This is a genomic window from Sporosarcina aquimarina (genome assembly GCF_023715615.1).
Lineage (GTDB): Bacteria > Bacillota > Bacilli > Bacillales_A > Planococcaceae > Sporosarcina > Sporosarcina aquimarina_A.
In genome coordinates this window covers 1-24258 of the sequence record NZ_JAMBOM010000008.1, presented here as the reverse complement: position 1 = coordinate 24258, position 24258 = coordinate 1, and the positions used below count along the sequence as shown (strand labels likewise).

25 protein-coding genes, 6 tRNA genes and 1 rRNA gene are annotated in these 24258 nt (G+C 42.8%); 29 read left to right on the top strand and 3 right to left on the bottom strand.

What is annotated here, in order from left to right:
- Positions 1-460 precede the first annotated feature (460 nt).
- The gene (locus M3197_RS15370) at positions 461-601 is read left to right on the top strand and encodes an Lmo0850 family protein (RefSeq protein ID WP_172643597.1); all 141 of its coding nucleotides are present in this window, start codon (positions 461-463) and stop codon (positions 599-601) included.
- Between the two features lie 39 nt (positions 602-640).
- Here the strand turns inward: M3197_RS15370 and M3197_RS15365 are convergent, their stop codons facing one another.
- Together M3197_RS15365 and rodA are read right to left on the bottom strand one after the other, a co-directional pair.
- On the bottom strand, positions 641-1822 hold the full coding sequence (locus tag M3197_RS15365; RefSeq protein WP_251662500.1) for an FtsW/RodA/SpoVE family cell cycle protein: 1182 nt from the start codon (positions 1820-1822) through the stop codon (positions 641-643).
- Positions 1823-1921: 99 nt separating this feature from the next.
- The gene (gene rodA / locus M3197_RS15360; protein ID WP_251662498.1) at positions 1922-3100 is read right to left on the bottom strand and encodes a rod shape-determining protein RodA; all 1179 of its coding nucleotides are present in this window, start codon (positions 3098-3100) and stop codon (positions 1922-1924) included.
- A gap of 214 nt (positions 3101-3314) precedes the next feature.
- Here rodA and M3197_RS15355 point away from each other — a divergent pair, with 214 nt between their 5' ends.
- The 6 genes from M3197_RS15355 (at position 3315) to M3197_RS15330 (ending at position 10460) form a co-directional block, all read left to right on the top strand.
- Positions 3315-4382 (top strand): D-alanine--D-alanine ligase, encoded by a 1068-nt coding sequence (locus M3197_RS15355; RefSeq protein WP_251662496.1) that lies wholly within the window; start codon positions 3315-3317, stop codon positions 4380-4382.
- 12 nt (positions 4383-4394) lie between these two features.
- Positions 4395-5774, top strand: a complete 1380-nt coding sequence (locus M3197_RS15350; RefSeq protein ID WP_251662494.1) for a UDP-N-acetylmuramoyl-tripeptide--D-alanyl-D-alanine ligase — start codon at positions 4395-4397, stop codon at positions 5772-5774.
- A gap of 3 nt (positions 5775-5777) precedes the next feature.
- On the top strand, positions 5778-6494 hold the full coding sequence (locus M3197_RS15345) for an alpha/beta hydrolase (protein WP_251662492.1): 717 nt from the start codon (positions 5778-5780) through the stop codon (positions 6492-6494).
- A gap of 343 nt (positions 6495-6837) precedes the next feature.
- Positions 6838-8349, top strand: coding sequence for a degradosome RNA helicase CshA (gene cshA / locus M3197_RS15340; RefSeq protein WP_251662490.1), 1512 nt, complete (start codon positions 6838-6840; stop codon positions 8347-8349).
- 133 nt (positions 8350-8482) lie between these two features.
- Positions 8483-8962, top strand: a complete 480-nt coding sequence (locus M3197_RS15335; protein WP_251662488.1) for a PH domain-containing protein — start codon at positions 8483-8485, stop codon at positions 8960-8962.
- A complete protein-coding gene (locus M3197_RS15330) occupies positions 8955-10460 on the top strand; it encodes a PH domain-containing protein (RefSeq protein WP_251662486.1) in 1506 nt (501 codons plus the stop codon). The genes M3197_RS15335 and M3197_RS15330 overlap by 8 nt, the downstream gene beginning before the upstream one ends.
- Before the next feature lie 664 nt (positions 10461-11124).
- Here the strand turns inward: M3197_RS15330 and M3197_RS15325 are convergent.
- The gene (locus tag M3197_RS15325; protein WP_251662484.1) at positions 11125-11754 is read right to left on the bottom strand and encodes a rhomboid family intramembrane serine protease; all 630 of its coding nucleotides are present in this window, start codon (positions 11752-11754) and stop codon (positions 11125-11127) included.
- A gap of 65 nt (positions 11755-11819) precedes the next feature.
- Between M3197_RS15325 and acpS the strand changes: the two genes are divergently transcribed.
- The 22 genes from acpS to M3197_RS15215 all read left to right on the top strand — a co-directional run.
- Positions 11820-12185 carry a holo-ACP synthase gene (acpS, locus tag M3197_RS15320; RefSeq protein WP_251662482.1) on the top strand — a complete coding sequence of 122 codons (366 nt, stop codon included), beginning with the start codon at positions 11820-11822 and terminating at the stop codon, positions 12183-12185.
- A gap of 72 nt (positions 12186-12257) precedes the next feature.
- Complete coding sequence (locus M3197_RS15315) at positions 12258-13265, top strand: LolA family protein (RefSeq protein ID WP_251662480.1); 1008 nt, start codon at positions 12258-12260, stop codon at positions 13263-13265.
- A 113-nt stretch (positions 13266-13378) separates the two neighbouring features.
- Positions 13379-14503, top strand: a complete 1125-nt coding sequence (gene alr / locus M3197_RS15310; RefSeq protein WP_251662477.1) for an alanine racemase — start codon at positions 13379-13381, stop codon at positions 14501-14503.
- Between the two features lie 146 nt (positions 14504-14649).
- Positions 14650-14937 (top strand): transcriptional regulator, encoded by a 288-nt coding sequence (locus M3197_RS15305; protein WP_369795252.1) that lies wholly within the window; start codon positions 14650-14652, stop codon positions 14935-14937.
- A gap of 4 nt (positions 14938-14941) precedes the next feature.
- Positions 14942-15292, top strand: a complete 351-nt coding sequence (locus M3197_RS15300) for a type II toxin-antitoxin system PemK/MazF family toxin (RefSeq protein WP_025783175.1) — start codon at positions 14942-14944, stop codon at positions 15290-15292.
- 141 nt (positions 15293-15433) lie between these two features.
- A complete protein-coding gene (locus M3197_RS15295) occupies positions 15434-16261 on the top strand; it encodes an STAS domain-containing protein (protein WP_251662475.1) in 828 nt (275 codons plus the stop codon).
- Position 16262: 1 nt separating this feature from the next.
- Positions 16263-16625 carry an STAS domain-containing protein gene (locus M3197_RS15290; protein WP_025783173.1) on the top strand — a complete coding sequence of 121 codons (363 nt, stop codon included), beginning with the start codon at positions 16263-16265 and terminating at the stop codon, positions 16623-16625.
- A gap of 2 nt (positions 16626-16627) precedes the next feature.
- Positions 16628-17029 carry an anti-sigma regulatory factor gene (locus M3197_RS15285; protein WP_251662474.1) on the top strand — a complete coding sequence of 134 codons (402 nt, stop codon included), beginning with the start codon at positions 16628-16630 and terminating at the stop codon, positions 17027-17029.
- A 12-nt stretch (positions 17030-17041) separates the two neighbouring features.
- Positions 17042-18043: a PP2C family protein-serine/threonine phosphatase gene (locus M3197_RS15280; protein ID WP_251662471.1), complete on the top strand. Its 1002-nt coding sequence runs from the start codon at positions 17042-17044 to the stop codon at positions 18041-18043.
- Positions 18044-18128: 85 nt separating this feature from the next.
- The gene (locus M3197_RS15275; RefSeq protein WP_251662469.1) at positions 18129-18467 is read left to right on the top strand and encodes an STAS domain-containing protein; all 339 of its coding nucleotides are present in this window, start codon (positions 18129-18131) and stop codon (positions 18465-18467) included.
- Positions 18454-18930, top strand: a complete 477-nt coding sequence (gene rsbW, locus M3197_RS15270; RefSeq protein ID WP_039044384.1) for an anti-sigma B factor RsbW — start codon at positions 18454-18456, stop codon at positions 18928-18930. Before M3197_RS15275 ends, rsbW begins: the two co-directional genes overlap by 14 nt.
- Positions 18905-19690 (top strand): RNA polymerase sigma factor SigB, encoded by a 786-nt coding sequence (sigB, locus tag M3197_RS15265; protein ID WP_251662467.1) that lies wholly within the window; start codon positions 18905-18907, stop codon positions 19688-19690. Before rsbW ends, sigB begins: the two co-directional genes overlap by 26 nt.
- Complete coding sequence (locus tag M3197_RS15260) at positions 19690-20286, top strand: SpoIIE family protein phosphatase (protein WP_251662465.1); 597 nt, start codon at positions 19690-19692, stop codon at positions 20284-20286. Before sigB ends, M3197_RS15260 begins: the two co-directional genes overlap by 1 nt.
- 67 nt (positions 20287-20353) lie before the next feature.
- On the top strand, positions 20354-22513 hold the full coding sequence (locus tag M3197_RS15255; RefSeq protein ID WP_432814008.1) for a Tex family protein: 2160 nt from the start codon (positions 20354-20356) through the stop codon (positions 22511-22513).
- An 11-nt stretch (positions 22514-22524) separates the two neighbouring features.
- Positions 22525-22983: a SprT family protein gene (locus M3197_RS15250; protein WP_251662624.1), complete on the top strand. Its 459-nt coding sequence runs from the start codon at positions 22525-22527 to the stop codon at positions 22981-22983.
- 160 nt (positions 22984-23143) lie between these two features.
- Positions 23144-23218, top strand: a tRNA-Glu gene (locus M3197_RS15245).
- Positions 23219-23241: 23 nt separating this feature from the next.
- Positions 23242-23316, top strand: a tRNA-Gln gene (locus M3197_RS15240).
- 95 nt (positions 23317-23411) lie between these two features.
- Positions 23412-23487 (top strand) — tRNA-Lys (locus M3197_RS15235).
- A gap of 79 nt (positions 23488-23566) precedes the next feature.
- Positions 23567-23653: transfer RNA gene (locus M3197_RS15230), tRNA-Leu, on the top strand.
- A gap of 22 nt (positions 23654-23675) precedes the next feature.
- A tRNA-Arg gene (locus M3197_RS15225) sits at positions 23676-23752 on the top strand.
- 22 nt (positions 23753-23774) lie between these two features.
- Positions 23775-23848: transfer RNA gene (locus M3197_RS15220), tRNA-Gly, on the top strand.
- A 284-nt stretch (positions 23849-24132) separates the two neighbouring features.
- Positions 24133-24258: ribosomal RNA gene (locus tag M3197_RS15215) — 16S ribosomal RNA — on the top strand; the annotation flags it as partial.

Below are 24258 nucleotides of genomic sequence, written 5' to 3'. Positions count from 1 at the left end.
ATGGATTCGAACTCTACAACTATTGGAATATTTTCCTAGTAATTCTCTTATTCACTCGCGCGAGAAGTGTTCCGAATCTCTTTTTGATGACGTAGCAAGTGCTATCAACGATTCCCTTTTCGGTGAATTTGAAACATAGAAATCTATCACTTCGGATGGGAACTTCTAGAGCGACACCATCACGCTCGACGGCTGCCAATTTAAAACTGGTCCATCCTAACGAACCATGTTCCCCTTTCTCTTACAGTAGCTGTGTACCTTAAGGGAGTATGTATATCAATTGCGCTTGCTCAATGAAATTTACGAAAAAAGAGCATTTGTAACATAATTGAAAGGTTAAAAACTTGACAATTGTGGTATAATGAAGTTAGACAAAGGAAAACATCAAGATTAGAGCAAAAATAGAACCTTACATCCAATTCGTGCGTCCTGCACTATAGAAAGGTTGAGGTGGAACCAGATGGCGAAAGAAATCGATTTGAAGAAGATCATCACAAACTTAGCGAAGTTAGGTGTTTCCGCTACAATGACAAAATCGCGTCTAGATATGCTGAAGGCACTTACACCGCCTGCTCAGCAAGACCCGCAAATCCAACCATAACTAAAAACACGACCTAGGAATATTCCTAGGTCGTGTTTTTTATTCTTCCTCATCCGAGTTAAACATATACGTACGGTGATGGAATTTCATGCTGAAAATTAGACCGATGGCGAGCATGTTCCCCATCAAAGAACTACCTCCATAACTGATAAACGGAAGGGGAATCCCTGTAATTGGAAGTAATTGTATGGTCATACCGATATTTTCAAATACATGGAACGTAATCATCGCGATAATTCCCGCCGCAATATACGTGCTGAATGGATCCTTTAACTCCAATGCAATTTTCGTCAAATGATAAATCAGAAAGAAATATAGGCAAATGACTACGCTTGCGCCGAAGAATCCCCATTCCTCTCCAATAACACTGAAGATGAAGTCAGTATGGCTTTCTGGAACATACACTTCGCGGTCTTTGTACCCTTTACCGAAAATCTCTCCAGAGCCAATTGCATTCAACGAAGTAATGAGATGCAAGCCTTCGTTTGACGAATATGAATAGGGATCGAGCCATGAATAGATTCGCTGAAACTGATACTGCTTAAATCCAAGTGACGCAAGAAAATCTTGGGCATATAATGCCATAAAGAGCATTGTGCCTCCTATAGAAGCAGTACCCACAAAGATTGGCAATAAGATTTTCCATGTAATGCCGGATACAATAGTTAGAGCAGCAGTAATGGCGAGGAAAACTAACGCTGTTCCTAAATCCGTCTGCATCATAATGAAAAATAGTGGCACAATTAGGACCACACCGATTTTTAAAAGTAACATGAAATCGGTTTGCAACGTCTTCTCGGTAAACTTCTCATGGTGCTTTGTAATGACGCGAGCGAGACCGATGATAAAAAATGTTTTCATGAACTCGGCAGGCTGGATACTACCCACACCAGGTAAGTGGAACCAACTTTTTGCTCCGTTACGGCGAGCGACAAGTTCCATACTTTCCGGGAGGATGAACAGCACGAAAAGGGAGAAAATGCCCGCTCCATAAATAAGCCATGCTGCTTTTTTATATTGTTCAGGTTCGAAGTACATGGTGAAAGCAATAATAATTGAACCTACGACATACCACTGAATTTGAGACGGTATAAAATTAATACCATATTGTCCTGTCGTTTGAGCTGAAGAAATAGCAATTAGACTAATTGCTCCAAACATAAGCAAGATAAAGGCTAGGGGCCAATCGAACCGGTCCGCAGATCTTTGTTGTATTTTCATAATTTGTCACCTTTGTCGTTTCATAGAGTTACAGTCACTCATTATAACCGAAAACGTACCCGAACCCACAAGAGGAAATTTTCCTGTTTTGTCCGTTTACTACTCTTCTGTTTCAAATAAGTAATTTTGCTGGTGGAACCGAATACTAAAAATCAAACCAATTGCAAACATATTACTAAATAAGGAACTACCTCCATAGCTAATAAAAGGGAGAGGGATTCCTGTTATCGGAAGCAGTTGAATATTCATGCCGATGTTTTCTAACACATGGAAAGCTAACATGGCAATTACACCTGCAGTCACATAGATGCTGAACGTATCTTTCAACGTTAATGCGATTTTAGTTAAATGATAAATGAATACGAAAAAAAGTATAATTAGTAAACTTGTCCCGACGAATCCCCACTCTTCTCCAATAACACTGATGATGAAGTCTGTGTGATTTTCAGGAATATACACAACACTTTCTTTGAAGCCTTTTCCAGTGAACTCTCCAGATCCAATCGCCGTCATTGCTTGAATCAGATTATACCCTTCTTCACCTGGATACGAATAGGGATCGAGCCACGAATAGACCCGCTTAAATTGGTAAGGGTCAAAACCAAGCTTCTGCAAAAAGTCCTGTGCATAGATAGCCATCCACAAAAGAGTGGCTCCCAGTGTTGCACCGACTGCCATGAACGGAGCAAGAATTCTCCATGAAATCCCGGATGCGATAACGACAGCAATTGTAATCGCTATGAATACAAGAGACGTCCCCAAATCTGGTTGCTTCATTATGAAAGCAAGCGGAACCAGCAACATCACGCCTACTTTTCCAAGTAGCATTAAATCCATCTTAATCGATTTTTCTGGATGACGTTCATGATGTACACTAACTGTTCGAGCTAATCCGAGGATGAAAAAAGACTTAATGAATTCTGAAGGTTGAATCGTTCCTATGATAGGAAGATGTAACCATCGCTTTGCACCAAGGCGAGTTTCTGCAATTTGATCTTCACCGCCTGGTGATAACATAAGAAATACTAAAAGAAAAATTCCAAAGCCATAAAGGGGCCACGCCAGTTTTTTGTATTGTTGAGGTTCGAGCTGTATCATAACAAAAATGATAAAAGCACCTAGGACGTACCAACGAATTTGCAGTGGGATGAAGTTTGTGTTGTATTGTCCGGAGTTTTGAGCAGAACCAATTGCAGTTAAACTGACGATAAAAAACAAGAACAGTAATAAGGCAAGTGTCCAGTCAAAGCGATCTGACCACTTGGTTGAAAGTTTCAAAGCGAAACTCCTTCCTAAGGAGATAATTGGTAAAGTATACCGTAGTTAGGTCAAAGATTCACGTGGTTCATAAGACGTGATTGTGGATTGATAAGTTTCTCTATTATAAAACTTATTACTCTAACAATAGATGAAGAGAGAGGTTTTTTCTAGCTTCACCCACGGTTCATGGTAAACTAGTGAGACGAAAACTAACCGATCGAGAGGGATTATTATGAAAAAAAAGCTAGGATTAGTCTACGGAGGAAAATCAGCTGAACATGAAGTTTCGTTATCTACAGCGCGCGCAGCTACACAAGCAATCAATTTTGAAGCATACGAAGTGATGCCGATCTACATAACTTCTGAAGGGGAGTGGCGTACGGGCACATCTCTTGCGGCACCTGTGAAAACAATCGAAGAATTGCGTTTGGGCGGAAACGGAACCAACGAGCCGGATAGTATCACTCAGTTCCTTCAACTTGAAAGTAAACCAGATGTCATCCTACCACTACTCCACGGAACAAATGGGGAAGATGGAACCGTTCAAGGTCTCTTCGAAGTGATGAATATCCCTTATGCTGGAAATGGCGTTCTTGCCTCATCAGCGGGGATGGATAAAGTCGTCATGAAACAATTGTTTGCTCAAGTTGGGCTTGCACAAGTGCCTTATGTCCATTTCATTCGTTCAGAGTGGGAAAATGATGAAACGCGTCTACTAGACGCTGCAGAGCAAACACTTGAATATCCGGTATTTGTAAAGCCAGCGAACTTAGGCTCAAGCGTAGGTATTAGCAAAGCGGATAATCGAGGAAGTTTGAAGGAAGCGATTGCGTTTGCGCTAAAATTCGACCGGAAAATCATTGTGGAACAAGGGGTCGCAGCACGTGAAGTCGAAATGGGCGTACTTGGAAACGACGAGCCTGCGTGTTCCGTACCAGGGGAAATTAAGCCTGTTGCAGCATTTTACGACTACGAAGCAAAATACCAAGACGGAAACACAGAATTGGTAATTCCTGCACAAGTATCTGATGACGTTGCAAACCGTATGAAAGACATGGCATATCGTGCATTTAAAGTACTAGACTGTGCGGGACTCGTTCGCGCTGACTTCTTTGTAACTGAAAGTGACGAAGTGCTTATCAACGAAGTGAATACAATGCCTGGATTTACACCAACGAGTATGTTCCCGCTACTTTGGCAACATACTGGCGTAAGTTATCCAGAACTAATTGACCGTCTTATTGAATTGGCGATCGCACGCCATGCAGAAAAACAAAAGATACAATACACAATGGATTGAGTGGGATGACTGATGAAACGAAAATTGACTGAACTGGCCAGCTGGTTAGAAGCCTCTGGACAGCATTTAGAAGGGATTACAGTGACAGGAGCAACCATTGACTCAAGAAATATCCAGGAAGGTGAGTTGTTCATCCCGTTCCGCGGAGAACATGCAAATGGGCATGTGTATGTCCGTTCAGCTATTGAAAATGGTGCAGTTGCTGCGCTATGGCTCGCTGATGAACCGAACCCTCCCGAAGACATTCCGCTTATCTTTGTAGAAGACGCAGAGATTGCTTTGCAGCAACTTGCTCGTAGCTATCGCGAACAGCTTACATGTAAAGTGATTGGTGTCACGGGTTCAAACGGTAAGACATCGACAAAAGATTTACTTGCAAGTGTGTTAGGCGCAAAATTTGAAGTTCGTAAAACAGAAGGGAATTTCAACAACGAACTTGGGATGCCGTTAACGATTCTTTCCCTTGAAGAAGATACCGAAGTGGCTGTTTTGGAAATGGGTATGAGTGGTTTTGGGGAAATTTCATTCCTCTCTAAATTAGCGAAGCCGGATATTGCAATTATTACGAATATCGGTGAAGCTCACATGCAGGATCTCGGCAGTCGAGAGGGGATTGCGAAAGCAAAATTCGAAATTATTGATGGGCTTTCATCAAACGGAGCGTTTTACTTTGATGGTGATGAGCCGCTACTTACAGCACTCGTGGATTCACATCCTGAGCTGGATGCACATGCATTCGGCTACGGGGATTCGTGTGACGTATTAGCGAAAGATATAAAAGTGACCGAACAAGGTAGTCAGTTTACTGTTGAAGGTCAAATCGAGGGGCAATTTGTTATCCCGGTCTACGGGGAGCACCAAGTAAAAAATGCGCTAGCGGCCATGCTGGTTGCTAAAAAACTAGGCATGACTGACGAATCGATCCGAAGTGCGCTGCTGAATGCAGTTTTAACACCGATGCGCATGCAACCTGTCACAGCAAAAAGTGGTGCGCTGTTCATCAATGATGCGTATAATTCGGCACCGACATCGTTGCGTGCTGCTTTGACGTTCATTGGTCAAACAGAACTTCGTAATGACAAGTGGGTAGTGCTGGGGGATATGCTGGAACTTGGTCAAGATGAACAACATTTCCACGAATCAGTTGCAGACCAACTTGCCAACCTAAAGTTGAAAGGAATCGCCTTATACGGACCTAGAATGCATTGGTTATACGACGAACTTCTCACACGGAATACGAATGTGGAACTGATTTGGACAGAGAATGACTATGCCCCAATCGTTGAGAAATTACTCGGATCCATCAACGATCAATCCATTATTCTGTTGAAAGGATCTCGCGGAATGGCACTTGAGAACGTGTTGAAAGGTGTACTGGAAACGGAGGCGTAATCCGTGAAAACAGGTGTAATTATTCTCCATGGATTTACGGGTGGCTCATTTGAAGTTCGCCCGTTCGTCCAGTATTTAAAGGACAATACGAACTGGAGTATTGATATCCCTATATTACCTGGGCATGAACCAGGAGGCAGACTAGCTGAAATCACCGCAGAAGCCTGGCTCATGGAAGCGGAACTCGCATACAGACGTCTGAGTAAGCGAACAGATCGAATTTTTGTAGTCGGATTTTCGATGGGAGGACTCATTGCGATGTATTTAGCGCTTCGGTATCCTGTTGAACGTCTCGTCTTACTGAGTGCTGCAGCAAAGTACATTTCACCACGTTTATTATTGGCCGATGCTGCGATTTTACTTTCCGAGCCGGTCGTTAAACACTTTCCACCAAACACGTTTTACCATTTATATCGTTACAAACTGGCCAATACGCCTATTCGATCTGCTTACCAATTCACACGGATTATCCAGCAGATTGAGCCTTATTATGGCAGAATCACTGCGCCTGTTTGTATTGTACAAGGCATGCAAGATAGTATTGTCCCTTATTCAAGTGCAGACATGCTCTATCATTCCCTGGGTTCCTTAACGAAGCAATTGATTTTCTCTGATAACGGGAAACACCATATTTGTTACAGTGATGATTGCGCAGAGTGGTTTGATAAGGTGCTTACATTCATGCGTGAAGAAGATGGACAGAAGACTTGTTTGGCATGAGTGTATAGCTTGCGAAGCGGCCTTTATTGTGGTAAACTAACATGAGCATTGGATACATTTACGCAGAACTCTTCCTTTTGTGAAGAGTATTTTTTATTGAATAAAACGGTTTGAAGGCAATGGCCACTAAAGAGGAGAATCCTCTATCGAACCGCTCGGCAAAGACCGGGCTTTCCTTTCATCCACTACATCTAACTGTCCGAGAGGAAATCAATGTTTCCCCCGCATTAGATTTGTATACGTTCGGAAACATACCCAAAAAGCATAAGGCTCCGATTTGCCGCGCTTTCATTTGCAAATGTAACCAATTGTCAAATGGAAAACACAAAGGAGATTGAGAAGTTTGACGAAATTTTCAGAACTTAACATCAGCAAATCAACACAAGACTCTTTAAAGAGAATGGGCTTTGAAGAGGCGACTCCAATTCAAGAAGGTACGGTTACTTTTGGAATGGAAGGTAAGGACGTTATCGGTCAAGCACAGACGGGAACTGGTAAGACAGCTGCATTTGGTATCCCTATGATTGAAAAAATTGATACAAGCAACCCTGCAGTTCAGGCACTTGTCATCGCCCCAACTCGTGAGCTTGCGATTCAGGTTTCTGAAGAAATCTATAAAATCGGTCACGGAAAACGTGCTCGTATTCTGTCTGTATTTGGTGGACAAGAGATTTCACGCCAAATTCGTGCATTGAAAAATAATCCACAAATCGTTGTCGGTACACCAGGACGTATTTTGGATCATATTAAACGTAAAACATTGAAGCTTGACGGCGTTCAAACACTTGTATTGGACGAAGCGGATGAAATGTTGAACATGGGCTTCATCGAAGACATCAACTCAATTCTTGAGAATGTCCCAGCAGAGCGCCAAACATTACTCTTCTCAGCGACTATGCCTGGACCAATCCGTAAAATTGCGGAAACGTTCATGAAAAATCCTGAAATCGTTAAAATCAAGTCTAAAGAAATGACAGTTGAGAACATTGAACAGTTCTTCGTGAAGTCACAAGAACGTGAAAAGTTTGATATTCTGTCTCGTTTGTTGAACGTTCAACAGCCAGAACTGGCGATTGTTTTTGGTCGTACAAAGCGTCGTGTTGACGAACTTTCACATGCGCTTAACATCCGAGGATACCTTGCTGAAGGAATTCATGGTGACTTAACTCAAGCGAAACGTATGTCAGTATTGCGTCAGTTTAAAGAAAACAAAATCGACGTCCTTGTTGCAACAGACGTTGCTGCACGTGGGCTTGATATCTCAGGTGTAACACATGTTTACAACTTCGATATTCCACAAGACCCGGAAAGCTACGTTCACCGTATCGGCCGTACAGGTCGTGCAGGTAAGAGTGGTATGGCAATCACGTTTGTAACACCACGTGAAATGGGTTACCTACGCATCGTTGAAGAAACAACGAAAAAGCGTATGACTCCACTTCAGCCACCAACATCAGACGAGGCGCTTCTTGGCCAACAAAAGGTTGCAGTTGAGACACTTGCTGAAGCTGTTCAAAAGAATGAGTTGAATGATTACGTTCAATTCGCGACTGACCTTCTTGGCAAATACGATGCAACTGACTTGGTTGCAGCAGCATTGAAACATTTAACAAATGAGCCTGACGCTACTCCTGTACAAATTACAGAAGAACGTCCATTGCCATCACGTGGCGGCGGCCGTGGCGGATATAAAGGCAATCGTAGTGGCGGCAATCGCTCACATGGTGGCGGCCGTGGATTCAGTGGTGGCCAACGTCGTAGTGGCGGAAGCCGTGACGGACGTAGCGGTGGAAGTCGCGATGGACGTAGTGGTGGAAGCCGGGATCGCTCACGTGGCGGACGGTCTGAACGCTAATCACTAAACAAAAACAAACAAAGCTCGAGACTTGCACAGGAAAAAGTGCGGGTTTCGAGCTTTTTATTGTGGTTATTTGAAACATCTTATGCTTCCAATCGTATACACTAGTAATAGATAGGGAGGAATTGATTTGAGAAAAGAACCTGCGAACAAACTATCAAGGAAAGGCTTAACTGTATGGCGTTTATATGGCTGGTTACAAACCGCTTTAGTGCTGTTACTTGCAATAGGCGCAGGTGCGTTAACATTTTTCTTTGATTGGCCTTGGTTTATATATGTAATTGCCGTAGCGGTTGTCGTGATATACGGTTGGTTATTCATTTATCTGTTTCCAAAGATCAGATGGTCCCGGTGGCGCTATGAAGTTCGAGAGTCTGAGATAGAATTGCAACATGGGATTTTCATCGTCACCCGTACACTCATTCCGATGGTTCGCGTGCAACATGTTGATACAGCACAAGGTCCGATTTTGAAGAAATATGACTTGTCTGCGATCTCGATTTCTTCTGCTGCAACCGTTCATTCAATACCGGCACTGGCTGCTGAAGAAGCCGATGAACTGCGAAATCGAATTTCAGCGCTTGCGAAGGTGGCGGAAGATGATGTCTGAACCACGGTATAAACTCCACTGGGTGACGGTTGTGGTGGAAAGTGTAAAAGCGTTGAAAGAGGCAATCTTACCGCTCGTGGTCGTTTTTATCTCTGGAAGTAGAAATAATGAGAGTGGGAACTGGTTTCTCGATAATTGGTCGCTCATTATCGGAACGGTATTGGTCGTCTATTTATTAACAAGTGGGTTCATCAAATGGCGAAGGTTTACCTACTGGTTTGAAGACGGGGAATTACGAATCGAGTCAGGATTATTCGTGCGGAAGAAACGCTATATCCCATTTGAACGAATACAAAGTTTGAATTACACAGAAGGTATCTTCCATCGACCGCTTGGGCTGGTGAAAGTGCAAGTTGAAACGGCCGCCTCATCTGGAGGGGAAGCAGAAGCTGAATTGACAGCTGTTACTCGTGAAGATGCAGACTTGATCAAGAAGCGCATTGCCGATGGAAAAAAACGAAAAGTCGAGGAAACAGGGGAAGTCCTTGAGGATGGGATAGATCATGCGGTTCCAAATGAGGAAGAGCCCGTTGAGAAACGTGTGTTTTCATTGAATCCGAAGCAACTCATTCTTCTTGCCACAACGTCTGGGGGAATCGGGGTTATTTTTTCAGGGGTGGCTATATTTTTATCCCAGTTTGGAGAATTTTTGCCGCTTGATAAAGTGAGTAACGAGCTTGCTGGCCTTATTAAATTTGGTGTATTTATTATTGTCCTCTTAGTTCTTGTGGGTTTGCTCGTCGCATGGTTATTGTCTGTCGCAATGACGTTTTTCTCGTATTATGGGTTTACCGTTCGTGTTACGGAGGAAGAGCTGATCATTACACGTGGGCTACTCGAGAAAAAACGTACCACAATCCCGCTGAGTCGGATTCAAAGTGTCAGTTTTGTAGAAAACCCACTTCGTCAAGTATTCGGCTACGGACGCGTACTAGTGCATAGTGCAGGTGCTGCAGGAGATGGTTCTAAAATCCAGCTGTTTCCTCTTGTGAAGAAGAAAGAGCTGTACGAACCACTACAAGCTATTTTCCCTGAACTAGATTTACGGGAACCTGAAAATAAACTGCCTAAGCGAGGGCGCAGGTTCTACTATCGAATTGATTTCATGTGGATGATTCCGGGGATTGTGCTATTAGGTTGGTTCTTCTATCCCTATGGACTGTTTTCGCTTCTCATTGTGCCACTCGTGATGGCATTTGGAGTTTGGCAACATCGCTCGGCTGCATATCGGGTAAGTGGCAGTCAGGTTACCATACGCTCGCGGGGATTTAGTTTAGAAACATCCTACACGATGCGCAAGAGAATTCAATCCACGCACTTGCGGCAAACGATTTTTCAACGTCGTAAAAAGGTCGCGACCATTCATTTGAATGTGAAGTCGGGTATTGGCGTTCACGACGTTCGGCTGAGGCAGATGGATGTAGAGGAAGCGGAGTACCTACTGGAATGGTATGAACCATCACGCGAGTGCGGAGAATCTGAATTTGGCTGTTTGTGATTTTTGGAAAGATGTTCGTAGGTGTCACACGTCCAGATTGAGGAGTGTTCGTAAATGAGAGGGAATGCTCCTAAATCTGGGGAAGTGATCATAAAAGCTGGAAAATCCTCATAAAGCATGAGAAGTGATCATAAAAGCTGGAAAGTGCTCATAAAGCATGAGAAGTGATCATAAACTCAGGAAAGTGCTCATAAAACTTGTAAAGTGATCATAAAAGTTGGAAAGTGCTCATAAAGCGTGAGAAGTGATCATAAAAGCTGGAAAGTGCTCATAAACTTAGGAAAGTGATCATAAAAGTTGGAAAGTGCTCATAAAGCGTGAGAAGTGCTCATAAAAGTTGGAAAGTGCTCATAAAGCATGAGAAGTGATCATAAAAGCTAGAAAGTGCTCATAAAACTTGTAAAGTGATCATAAAAGTTGGAAAGTGCTCATAAAACTTGTAAAGTGCTCATAAACTCAGGAAAGTGCTCATAAAAGCTGGAAAATGATCATAAATTTAGAAAAGTGCTCATAAAACTTGTAAAGTGATCATAAACCCAGGAAATTGCTCATAACACTCGAAATGTGCTCATAAACCAATTAAAAATGCTCATATATCCAAGTAAGTACCCCACAAAACAAAAAGACTGTCAGAAAGTCAGCAGTACTGACTTTCTAGCAGTCTTTATCTCTTCTGGACAACTTTGATCTTCGGTTTGCGCCAGCTAATGATTCGCTTTGGATGGAAAATACTTAATCCGATTAAGAAGCCGACCACCAGACCGGCAATATGCGCTGCTGCATTAGTGTTAGGTCCAACAAAGGTCATAACAACACTGAGGCCGATAATCGGCAACATAATTTGGCGAAGCTGCGGTAACATCTTTTTTGTATAATACACAAGAGCCCCGAATGCACCGAAAATCCCGAATACCGCACCACTAGCGCCGACGTGAGAGTAACTGGAATCGTATACGAAGAATGTAGCGATGTCACCAAAGACACCTGCCAAGAAATATACAGTTAGGAATCGTGCTTTTCCAGCTACCTTTTCCAACTCTGGTCCGAAGATGAATAAGGAAAACATATTAAATAACAGATGCATGATTCCAAGATGTAAAAACATTGGTGTGACAAGACGCCAATATTCTCCCTGTTCAATCAAATAATTCGAGCCTACTCCAAGGTTCCAAATGGTATCACCTATGAAGGGCAGAAACGTGAGTAGATGAATCACGACATTAAGAGCGATAAGTGTGGACACTACAGGATATAGCCGAATGTATTGAGAAAAACTTTCAGTACGGATAAACATGACTCTCCCCCGATCTTTGTTTTAGTATACAATTTTTCGACTCTATATGGAAAGAAGGTGACTGAATGATCTCAGGAATTGGTTTGGATATTACAGAACTTGACCGGATTGCAGAACTGGACAACAAATCCGATAAATTCCGCAATCGAATTCTTACGACTGCAGAACAGCAATACTACGAGAACCTTTCCAACCACCGGCGAATCGAATTCCTGGCGGGACGTTTTGCAGCAAAAGAAGCTTTCGCAAAAGCGCTTGGAACCGGAATTGGTCCAACCTGTAGTTTTTTGGATATTGCAATCTTGCCTGACGATAAAGGTGGGCCCGTTCTATACTTTAACGGAAATCTTGTGGACGGCTTTGTATCCATTACACATACGAAGACGGTAGCTGCTGCCCAAGTAATTCTTCAAAAAATGGAACGTTTCTAACCAGCTTTGCATAAATGACTGTCCCTCCTCATAAGATGACCTACCCGATTGAAATAGGAGAGGATGACCTGAATGCGGAGCAAAATTGGATTACTGTTGATGGGTGCGGTTCTTTTGTTACTAACTGCTTGTGGAGCACCGTCGAAAGAAGATGTCGTTAAGAAATTGAGTGGGAAATGGAATGATTCGAATGGGTACGATCTTCAAGCAACAATGGAGATTAAGACGGGTGAAGAACCACGTCTCTATGACGTAACAGTTTGGCACACGAAGCCTGATTTTTACAAAGTAGACGTTTCTCAAAAAGGGAAAGATGAGTCACAGATGATTGTACGTAACGAAGAAGGGGTTTTTGTTGTCACGCCATCCTTGAACAAGACGTACAAATTCCAAAGTGATTGGCCAGCACAAAATAGCCAGGCGTACTTAATCAGCACGTTATCTGATGATATTAAAGCTGATAAGAAATCTACGATGACTGAAAAAGATAAGACGTATGTATTTGAAACGGCAACTCGCAATAATCATAAAGCAGTTTTGCCGAAGCAACAGATCCATATTGACAAAAAGACCTTGCTTCCAACGCACGTTTCCTTATTGGATGCAAACAAAGAAGAGAAAATCCGTGTATCATTTAAGAAAATTACGTTAGGTGTAAAACGTAAAGCGGATGACTATAAAGTTGAGACGGAAAATATGGACCACGAGAAAAAAGATGAAAAACCTAAGGACAAAAAAGCGCAACTTGAAACGTTCTATCCTTCTGCTTCCTTTGAAGGTGTTACGTTGTTAAGTGAAGAGCCTGTCGCAACAGAAACTGGAACGCGTGTCTTCCTATCTTATGGAGGAGCTGGAAAAGACTTCGTTGTTGTTCAAGAACCGGCAGCTGCAGTAAATAGCCAACTTCCGGTATCTATAGAGGGAGACCCTGTAGACTTAGGATTTGCAGTTGCTGCACTTTCTGGTCAAACAATTCGATGGGAACAAGATGGAATTGCATTTTATGTAGCCTCTGAGACACTTAGCAAGGGTGAACTCATTCAAGTGGCAGGTTCGATGCAACCAAATGTAGTCAAGTAAATCAAACACATCAAGCGGGTGCCAAATCACTTGGTACCCGCTTGTTATCTAGATTGACGTGCGGCGCCTTTCAGGATGATAATGAGAATACTTATTCTGAAGAGGTGATCCGTGTGACAGAAACATTTAACTATCGACCTACTCGTGCTGTCGTTAATGTAGGAGCGATACGTGCGAACGTCAGGAACTTAAGAGAATTTTTGCCTGATGAAACGGGCATTATAGCAGTTGTGAAAGCAGATGGCTATGGACATGGAGCAACTGAAAGTGCACGGGCTGCATTTCAAGAAGGGGCGATTATGGCGGCTGTTGCTACACCTGACGAAGCATTGACTTTACGCGAGGCAGGCATTCAACAACCGATTCTAGTACTCGGTCCTGTCCCCATTACTTTTTTAAAAGAAGCAATCCGCCGAGAAATCACAGTTACGATTCCAGGTGTTCAATGGGCACAGGCTGCAGCTGATGCACTCCGAGGGCTGAAAGAATCTTTGAATACTCATGTAAAAATTGACACAGGGATGGGTAGGATAGGAGTACGAAGTGAACAAGAAATAATTGAAATAATTAAAATTCTTGAAGGAACTTCGGCTATCCGAGTGGAAGGTGTATTTACGCACTTTGCTACAGCAGATGAGCAAGACATTGAAAGGACGAAGAAACAATTCCGCTCTTTCGAAAGGCTAGTTGCCTGCTTTCCGGAACGTCCGAAACTTGTTCATGCTGCGAATAGTGCAGCAGCCCTTAGAATTCCGGATTATGCGCTAGATGCGGTTCGTTTCGGAATCGGGATGTATGGGATCGCGCCTTCTGAAGTGGTTGCTTCCGAGTTACCTTTTCAACTAGAACGTGCTCTTTGTCTGCAAACAGAGATTTCTTTTGTGAAACAGGTGCAATCTAGTGAACCTATTAGCTACGGAGGTACATATATTGCACAGCCGGGTGAATGGATCGCGACATTGCCAATCGGCTATGCAGATGGATTGAAGAGGGGATTAAGGAATCAGCATGTACTTGTTCGTGGTCAGCGCGTTCCGATTATAGGAACAATCTGCATGGATCAATGTATGGTGAGATTACCTGAAAGGTATCCAGAAGGTGAACCAGTTGTATTACTAGGGAAACAAGGAAATGAAGAAATTACAATGGAAGAATGGGCAACTCGTATCGGCACGATTCCTTATGAAATTGCCGTAACGATTGCTAGACGTGTACAAAGACAGTATTTTGGGGATTAGTTGGCACCTCCTACTTCTCGCACTTTCGACAAACTACCAAACCTGACTGCGCAACTTGTCGCTATATTACCTAATTTGTCTTTTCATTGTCGAACTCCAATGGTAAGATAAACATGTATAGAAATGAGGATCGGGTTTTGTCGGAGGTGCTAGAGTTGGATGCTAACCAAAACAAAAGAGAATTACTTATGGAAATCCCCACAAAAATGCTGAAACAAAATGAACAGACGATCGTCCATCAGGAGCAGCAGGGAGATTTCGTATATTACTCGGCTACGCGGTATAAGACTGATTGTGAGTTAAATGCAATCAGAGAAAAGATGATGCGCGGATATGTGGAAATGTCCCAAATCAATCTTGGAATTGCCGCTGAATGTCTGCATGCGGAATTCGAAGCTCAGCATACGGTGGAACGAATCGTAAGCGGAGGATGAAAAGTTGGCAATTAAACGCGGAGATGTCTTTTTTGCGGATTTGTCGCCGGTCGTAGGATCTGAACAAGGCGGCACACGGCCTGTTCTCGTCATTCAGAACGACATCGGGAACCGGTTTAGCCCTACAGTGATCGTGGCGGCGATCACTGCCCAGATACAAAAAGCAAAGTTGCCGACACATGTCGAAATAGATGCGGCCCGTCATGGTTTCGAGCGGGATTCTGTAATCCTGCTCGAACAAATCCGCACTCTCGACAAATCGAGGCTCACAGATAAAATCACCCACTTAGATCACCAAGTCATGCAGAAGGTAGATGAAGCATTAGAAGTCAGTTTTGGCTTAACTAACTTATAGGCATACATAGCAAAGAAATCCATTCTGTCCTCCGACGGAATGGATTTTTTGTACAGAAAAGATGCTGAACGTCCATTAATCCGTTATACTAGAGAGCAAAGTAGTATCGCGTTTTGATCATAAGGGGGAAAATATATCATTATGAACAGTAAAATGAGGACAGTAGTAAACGAACATATGGATGCAATTATTGAAAAATGGATTGAACTGATGAAAGAAGAGAAGGGTGAGCGTTTCTTTCATTTTATGCCTCAGCACCTTGTTGAAAAGACGAGTCGTGAGTTTACAGCATTAATGACCTCCAACATAAACGAAGGCGAAAGCGCGTTGAACGACGAACGCCTAGATGATTTTACGGAGAAAGTGATCCGCTTTGGTTGGTCTATAAAATTTGTGAACAAAGCAATCGACAATTTTGCCTCTGTTGTTTTTGAAATGCTTGAAGACCAAGAAGTCATTACCGAACAGAACCTAAGAATCTTTATGGGCGTATTTACTGGATGGATCAACCCCTTACGTGAAAGTATTATAGAAGCTTATGCCGTTAAATGGGAACAAACTGACACGTTGCAAAAAGTCGCGTTGCAGGAACTTTCGGCTTCGTTAATACCAGTCGTGGACAAGGTGTCAATCATGCCGTTAGTTGGGACTATCGATACTGAGCGTGCAAAGTTGATAATGGAAAATTTACTTGAAGGTGTTGTTCAACAACGAGCGGAAGTTGTATTGCTCGACATTACAGGAGTTCCCGTTGTCGATACAATGGTTGCGCACCATATCATCCAAGCGGCAGATGCTGTACGTCTTGTGGGTGCAAAATGTATGTTAGTCGGAATTCGACCTGAAATTGCACAAACTATCGTTGCGCTAGGTATAAACTTAAGTGATTTCACGACCACTAGCACACTTCGTAGAGGAATGCAGGAAGCATTAAGCTTAACCAACAGAGAAATAGTGGAGGTAGAGTAATATGAATGTCCGTATACCTATTTTGAAATTAGATGAAGTTCTCATAGTTTCCATACAATGGGAATTAGACGACCAGACTGCGATTCAATTTCAAGAAGACTTATTGAACAAAATGCACGAAACTACTGCTAGAGGTGTCGTCATCGACTTGACCTCTATTGATTTTATCGATTCATTCATCGCAAAAGTGCTTGGTGACGTAATTAGTATGTCAAGTCTCATGGGAGCTAAAGTGGTCATTACAGGAATCCAACCTGCCGTAGCAATTACTTTGATTGAACTTGGGATTCGTTTAGAAAATGTAATGACAGCCCTGGATCTTGAAAACGGACTTACGAAGCTACGTAGAGAATTGGAGGCCTGAATATGGACAATCGGTCTTCTGTAGAGATTTTCACGGAATGGGATATTGTTGCTGCACGACAGCTTGGTCGTAATGAAGCGAAAAACTCCGGGTTCGGAACAGTGGACCAAGCAAGAATTACAACGGCTATTAGCGAACTAGCACGTAATATTTACTTGTACGCGGGTAAAGGAAAGATAGAAATCGATCGACTTTCCACAGATGGCATGAAGGGGATGACCATCATCGCATCGGATGAAGGGCCTGGTATTCCAGACTTACGTAAAGTAATGGAAGATGGATTTTCGACATCTGGTGGACTTGGCGCAGGTATGCCTGGAGTAAAACGCTTAATGGACGATTTTAAAGTCGAGTCAGAGGTTGGCAAGGGTACCATAATAACTGCAACAAAATGGCTGCGATAAGGAGAGTAACAAATGCCGCAAGAAGTAGGAAAGCAATACTCTGAATTGCTTAGGAAATATATAACCCATGAGGATGAAACTGATTTATATGCTGCCCAGCAAGTCAGTCGGAAGTTTATCGAAAAAAAGATTTCGCCTGAAGAAGTGATCAGTCTTCACAAAACATCTGTGGAGCAGATTTTTCCTGATCTCGCTTTGCGAATCGGACCCTCTTACGACTTTTTAATAGAAATAATGATTCACTACGGATTGGCGCTAATGGAGCATCAGAGTCTCGTGCGTAAACAAGAAGCGCTGCAAATCGAAATGGATGTCGCTGTAAAGGTACAAGACATGCTCCTTGAGACAACCGTTCCTAAAGTAAATGGTTTGGATATAGGTGTTGTAAGTAAGCCCGCGAAAAAGATGAGTGGGGACTATGTCTATTTTATCGAACAAGGTAACGAGGAAGCATGCGTTGCTGTGGCAGATGTGATGGGGAAGGGACTTCCTGCCGCTCTTTGCATGTCGATGATTAAATTCGGGATGGATAGTTTGCGGGAAAAGGCTACAGAGCCACATCACGTATTAGAAGTCATTAACCAAATTGTTGAGAAAAGCATGGATGATTCGATGTTCATCTCCATGTTTTACGGTAAATACGTTGGAGCGACAAGTACGTTTACGTTCGGCTCTGCCGGTCACGAACCTGCATTGCTCTATCGTGCTGAAGAGGATCGTTTTGTTGAGTTGGATGCCAAAGGTTTATTGCTTGGTATTCGCAAAGACGTAGACTTTCAACAGAAGTCAATAGAGTTGGCTACAGGCGATTTTATTGTCATGTTGACGGATGGTGTTACTGAAGGTAGAAATGCTGAAGGCTTCATCGAAGAAGACGTGATTTTGGGCATGCTACGTGATGTGAAAAACTTACCTGCACAACAAATTGTCGACCATCTTTATACAGAACTTTTTAAAATGCAAAATTACATGCTACATGATGACTTTACTCTTGTCCTCTTCAAGAAAGAATAAAAATGTTTTGTTCACACAAAAATGGGTAAACACAATTACAGAGGTCTAAACTCAGTTTACAACAGAAAATATGGGGTGTGGATAAATGAATTTACAAGTTGATGTACAAGAGAAGGACTGTGTCCATGTATTTAAAATTATTGGGGAGATTGATGCGTTTACTGCCCCGACATTAAAAGAGCAACTTGAAAAAGTTGCAGACCAACCGGAATGTCAAGCTGTGCTCGATTTTAAAGATGTGAATTATATGGATAGTACAGGATTAGGCGTTTTTGTAGCGTTTTATAAGAAAGTGAAAGCTGTGAATGGTTCAGTTAAAATTGTCGGTTTGAACAAACGACTGAAGCGACTATTTGAAATTACAGGTCTCGACGATGTGGTTGAGATTGAAATGGAAAGTGGGGACACGAATGGCACCGTTTGATTACATTGAAATAAAAGTTCCTGCTAAGCCGCAGTACGTTGGTGTGGCGAGGTTAACGATTTCAGGGCTAGCAAGCCGCCTTGGTTTTACATACGATGAAATTGAAGATTTGAAGATTGCTTCCAGCGAAGCGATTACAAATGCAGTACGGCATGCTTATGATGAGGACGAAGAAGGTGAAATTATCATAGGCTGTGCATTGTATGAAGACAAACTTGAAATCATGGTAGCAGATCACGGTCAAAGTTTCGATTTTGAAGAAACTAAAAAACAGGTTGGTCCTTATACTGAACAAGAGTCTGATGTTCAACTCATACGCGAAGGAGGACTTGGACTCTATTTAATGGAAACACTAATGGATGACGTAAAAGTCCATCATGAAGAAGGAGTCACTGTTTTCATGACCAAATACCTGGGCAGAGAGCGGGGCGAAGCAGATGTCAAGCAAACAGCCTACTCGTGATCCGCAAATTCAGGAACAGGTTTTAGAGTGGATTAAACAATATCAAGAAAATGAGGATGATGAAGCTCAAACTCGACTCGTCATGCATTATGAGCGTCTTGTCCAATCGATTGCTCGTAAATATTCTAAAGGGAAGTCGTATCACGAAGACATCGCACAAGTGGGGATGCTGGGACTACTAGGCGCTATCCGGCGATATGACCCTGAATTCGGTCGTAGTTTTGAAGCTTTTGCTGTCCCTACGATTATTGGTGAAATCAAACGATTTTTACGTGACAAAACATGGGCGGTCCATGTACCGAGACGTATTAAGGAACTCGGACCTCGTATCAAAGCGACCGTTGAAACGCTTACTACAGAACTTCAACGATCTCCGCTTGTGAGCGAAATTGCAGAGTACTTGGAAGTAGACGAAGAATCTGTATTGGAAGCTATGGAAATGGGACGTAGTTATCAAGCGCTCTCAATGGATCATACGCTTGAAGCAGACTCTGAAGGTGGGACTGTTACATTATTTGATATCATCGGGTCAAAAGATGATGGATATGAAAAAACGGACCAGAGGTTGCTCGTTGCAAATGCGTTAAATGTTTTGTCGGACAGGGAGAAACAGATTATCCAATATACATATATTGAACAACTTAGCCAAAAGGAGACCGGTGAACTTCTTGGCATCTCTCAAATGCACGTGTCCAGACTTCAACGTAAGGCAATTAAGAAATTACAGGAAGCCATTGTGGCAGCAGGCGGAGCCTCTTGATGGAAACATTCAAAAACGATCATATCGAGGCATATATTTATCAACAGGCCAAAGGTGGAAATCGTGATTCTGGGGACGTATACTTTCTTCACGCGGAAGAGGACTATTTTATATGCGCCATCGCGGATGGACTTGGCAGTGGAATTGTTGCCCGCCAGTCCGCGGAAGTCATGCCGCGTATATTAGAGGAGCATCATGAAGAATCGATTGAAGAGCTACTCAGTCGTATTAATGAGCATATGGTACAAAAACGTGGTGCAGCGGTAGCGATTGTAAAAGTTGACTACTTGAAACATACCATTCAACATAGCTGTGTTGGTAATGTTCGGCTATATATCAGACAACATGACGGAAAAATGCTGTACCCACTTCCCGTGATGGGGTACTTATCCGGTCGCCCTCAAAAAATGAAGACACAAGAATATGCCTATCAAAATGGAGATTTGTTCTTCATGCATTCAGACGGTGTCGAACTCAGAAGTCCTAAAGCTTATTTAAGCCAAAGTGATGATCCGCTTACGCTATCTGAAATGGTACGCGCAACGGTGAAACCTGGCGACGATGCGACGTTCATCGCAGGAACCCTGCTTCTATAAATTAGAAGTGGGATTTTTTGTGTGCACTTTCATGGTAAACTAAGAAGTAATGAATGGGGGAATGGAAATGTCGGAACGAATTTTAGAATTGACCGCAAAACGTGCAGCACTTCCTTTGAAACAAACTAAACAAGTCATTGCATTGTTGGATGAAGGGAATACCGTGCCATTTATTGCACGATACCGCAAAGAAGCAACCGGCTCATTGGATGAAGTTCAAATTAAAGACATTGAAGACGCATACCAATACAGCAAAGGGCTGGAACAGAGAAAAGAGGAAGTCCTCCGTCTGATTGGTGAACAAGACAAGTTAACTCCAGAACTAGAACAGCAAATAAAAGCAGCAGACGTTTTACAACGGCTTGAAGACTTATATCGTCCTTATAAACAAAAGCGTAGGACCCGTGCCATGATCGCGATTGAGAAAGGGTTAAATGGGCTTGCTGACAAACTTCTTCAATTTACAAATGAAGCTGTTGAAACGTTAGCTAAAGAGTTCATCAATGAAGAAAAAGAAGTGAACACAGTTGAGGATGCGTTAACAGGCGCACAGGATATTATTGCAGAGCGTATTGCAGATGATGCTGCACTACGCGAGAAAATCCGTAAAATCAGCTGGTCCAGAGGGACACTCGTCTCATCCAAACGCAAAGACGCTGAAGATGAAAAAAGTATTTATGAAATGTATTACGAATATGAGGAACCATTGTCTAAAGTTGTTCCACACCGCGTTCTCGCATTAAATCGGGGAGAAAAAGAAGATGTACTCCGAGTAACAGTAGGATTCCCCGCTGATAGAATTATAGGGGATTTGGAGAGAAGTGTTGTCAAACGAGAATCTTCTCCTGCTACACATTATGTAAAAGAAGCATTGGAAGATTCGTTCAAACGACTAATCGCGCCATCCGTGGAGCGTGAGATCAGAGCGTCTTTATCTGAAAAGGCAGAAGCGCAAGCGATTCATGTGTTTGCAGAAAATCTGAAGAGCTTGTTACTACAGCCACCGTTAAAAGGGCGAATGGTACTGGGAGTCGATCCGGCTTTTCGGACGGGCTGTAAATTGGCGGTAATCGATGAGACTGGTAAAAACCTAGAAATCTCGGTCATTTACCCGCACCCACCGAAACCTCAAAAAGAGGCATCGAAGCAAACAGTGCTACAACTACTGAAGAAATACGACATTAAACTAATTGCAATTGGAAACGGGACGGCTTCTAGAGAAACAGAAAAGTTCATTGCAGAAACGATTAAGGAAGTTGATTCAGATGTAGCATATGTCATTGTCAACGAAGCAGGGGCGAGTGTTTACTCTGCATCTGCACAAGCCCGTTCAGAATTCCCGGACTTGCAAGTTGAACAACGAAGTGCAATTTCGATCGCTCGTAGACTCCAAGACCCGCTGTCAGAGTTAGTGAAAATTGATCCTGAATCGATAGGAGTCGGCCAATATCAGCATGACGTTGCTAAGAAGCAATTAGCAGAGTCTCTTTCGTTTGTCGTTGAAACGGCTGTTAACCGTGTTGGTGTCAATGTTAACACGGCCTCTGCATCATTATTACAATATGTCGCGGGACTGTCTAAAACAGTTGCTGAAAACATTGTGAAAAAACGTGAAGAGGAAGGTCAATTTGAAAAAAGAACACAGTTGAAAAAAATACCACGGTTAGGTGCAAAAACATACGAACAGGCAATAGGTTTCTTACGAGTACCTAATGCAAAGGAATTATTCGACGCAACAGGCATACACCCGGAGAGTTATGCACTCGCCGAGGACATCTTACGAGAAGCGGGAGTTTCAAAGAAACAAATTGGATCCGCAGAAGCAATCGCTGCACTCAACGATTTAAACAGCGCAGAACTCGCAAGTAAGCTGGAAGTTGGAATCGTGACTGTTAATGATGTGATTGAAACATTGAAACGACCGAATCGTGACCCGCGTGATGAATATCCTCAACCTCTTTTGAAAGCGGATGTACTGGATATGAAAGATCTTCACGAAGGAATGGAAATGCAAGGAACTGTAAGAAATGTTGTAGACTTCGGGGCATTTGTCGATATCGGAGTGCACGAAGACGGACTTGTCCATATTTCTAAATTGAAAAAAGGCTTTGTGAAGCATCCTTTGGATGTCGTAGCTTCAGGGGACATTGTAACAGTTTGGGTTGAATCTGTAGATAAAGCAAAGGGCAGAATTGCCTTGACGATGTTAGCCCCTGCTGGGAAATGACAGTGAACGGTATTAATCTATCGGTTGATGAACTACAAGCACTTACTGAGAGGCTATCTATTCAGTGGTTTCAGAAACCATTTGTTCACAGAGCTGTCTACAACAGTCGTCTTCAAACGACGGGCGGTAGGTATATGCTATCGGATCATTCCATACAAGTGAATCCTAAAGTTGAAAATCTATATGGATTGGAAGAGCTAGTAGGTGTCCTAAAACACGAGTTGTGTCATTATCATCTTCATATAGAAGGAAGGGGATATAAACATGGGGATCATGATTTTAAAAACCTTCTGCTACAAACTGATTCACCAAGATATTGCAAACCACTCAGGAGCCGAGAAACCTCATCTAGAAAGATCCGTATCTATACTTGTACAAATTGCGGACTTCAATATGAACGAAAACGACGAGTAGACACAAAGCGATTCCGGTGTGGAAAATGTCACGGTATACTAAAAGAAATTCAATAACACAAGCTTATTAAAACGTTCAACCCTAGTGATATCAAGGGGTTGAACGTTTTTTTTAAAAGTTTCAAGAAAACTGTTGACGAATAGTGTAAGACTGTCTATAATAATAAAAGTCGACAAGGAACAACGACAACAAACGACAAAGCAACACACTATAAATGGCCCCTTGGTCAAGCGGTTAAGACACCGCCCTTTCACGGCGGTAACACGGGTTCGAATCCCGTAGGGGTCACCATGTTCTTTCCAAAATAATAATAGTGGGGTATAGCCAAGCGGTAAGGCAACGGACTTTGACTCCGTCACTCGTTGGTTCGAATCCAGCTACCCCAGCCAAGTTTTTCAAACTTAGTTTGAAAAACTTAGCGAGAAACAGTGCGAAGTATTTTGAATGATAATCGTGCATGCATGATCTAAATTCAAAACTGTACGAGCCATTAGCTCAGTTGGTAGAGCATCTGACTTTTAATCAGAGGGTCGCAGGTTCGAATCCTGCATGGCTCACCATTTTAACTTTTTAAAACTTAAGTGTTGACAAACTTTACTTATCATGTATAATAAAGGATGTCGCGAAAATAATAAATACGCGGTAGTGGCGGAATGGCAGACGCGCTAGGTTGAGGGCCTAGTGGGTGAATAACCCGTGGAGGTTCAAGTCCTCTTTACCGCACCAAACACATTTTAAATCTTAGCGAGCGCCCGTAGCTCAATTGGATAGAGCGTCTGACTACGGATCAGAAGGTTGTGGATTCGACTTCTGCCGGGCGCGCCATAATAATAATAATAATAATAACGCGGGTGTAGTTTAGTGGTAAAACCTCAGCCTTCCAAGCTGATGATGAGGGTTCGATTCCCTTCACCCGCTCCATAATTTATAACCATATGAACCTTGAAAACTGAACAGCAAAATGTCAACGAATTATCGTTTGGGAAGCCGGTTTTGCCGGTGAAACAAACACAAGCAGATCTTAGCTGATCTGATAGACATCTTAAATGATGCCAGTACGAATTGAGCAATCAATTCTCATACTGGTTGTCGAGCTGTAGTGTAGTACTAGGAAGCAATCGAACGAAGAAGGGAGCGTACTTTGGTACGTGACCGACTGAGAGAGTGAAGCTGACGACCTAATGCGCTGCAGATTGACTACCAGTTTTATGGAGAGTTTGATCCTGGCTCAGGACGAACGCTGGCGGCATGCCTAATACATGCAAGTCGAGCGAATCAATAGGAGCTTGCTCCTTGAGATTAGCGGCGGACGGGTGAGTAACACGTGGGCA

Coding starts and splice junctions, on each gene's coding strand:
- rsbW (WP_039044384.1), top strand. CDS start 18,454: ATGGCACCGTTTGATTACATTGAAATAAAAGTTCCTGCTAAGCCGCAG.
- M3197_RS15285 (WP_251662474.1), top strand. CDS start 16,628: ATGGACAATCGGTCTTCTGTAGAGATTTTCACGGAATGGGATATTGTT.
- M3197_RS15355 (WP_251662496.1), top strand. CDS start 3,315: ATGAAAAAAAAGCTAGGATTAGTCTACGGAGGAAAATCAGCTGAACAT.
- acpS (WP_251662482.1), top strand. CDS start 11,820: ATGATCTCAGGAATTGGTTTGGATATTACAGAACTTGACCGGATTGCA.
- M3197_RS15330 (WP_251662486.1), top strand. CDS start 8,955: ATGTCTGAACCACGGTATAAACTCCACTGGGTGACGGTTGTGGTGGAA.
- M3197_RS15365 (WP_251662500.1), bottom strand. CDS start 1,822: ATGAAAATACAACAAAGATCTGCGGACCGGTTCGATTGGCCCCTAGCC.
- M3197_RS15295 (WP_251662475.1), top strand. CDS start 15,434: ATGAACAGTAAAATGAGGACAGTAGTAAACGAACATATGGATGCAATT.
- M3197_RS15260 (WP_251662465.1), top strand. CDS start 19,690: ATGGAAACATTCAAAAACGATCATATCGAGGCATATATTTATCAACAG.
- M3197_RS15370 (WP_172643597.1), top strand. CDS start 461: ATGGCGAAAGAAATCGATTTGAAGAAGATCATCACAAACTTAGCGAAG.
- M3197_RS15350 (WP_251662494.1), top strand. CDS start 4,395: ATGAAACGAAAATTGACTGAACTGGCCAGCTGGTTAGAAGCCTCTGGA.
- M3197_RS15275 (WP_251662469.1), top strand. CDS start 18,129: ATGAATTTACAAGTTGATGTACAAGAGAAGGACTGTGTCCATGTATTT.
- M3197_RS15255 (WP_432814008.1), top strand. CDS start 20,354: ATGTCGGAACGAATTTTAGAATTGACCGCAAAACGTGCAGCACTTCCT.
- M3197_RS15290 (WP_025783173.1), top strand. CDS start 16,263: ATGAATGTCCGTATACCTATTTTGAAATTAGATGAAGTTCTCATAGTT.
- M3197_RS15325 (WP_251662484.1), bottom strand. CDS start 11,754: ATGTTTATCCGTACTGAAAGTTTTTCTCAATACATTCGGCTATATCCT.
- sigB (WP_251662467.1), top strand. CDS start 18,905: ATGTCAAGCAAACAGCCTACTCGTGATCCGCAAATTCAGGAACAGGTT.
- M3197_RS15315 (WP_251662480.1), top strand. CDS start 12,258: ATGCGGAGCAAAATTGGATTACTGTTGATGGGTGCGGTTCTTTTGTTA.
- M3197_RS15280 (WP_251662471.1), top strand. CDS start 17,042: ATGCCGCAAGAAGTAGGAAAGCAATACTCTGAATTGCTTAGGAAATAT.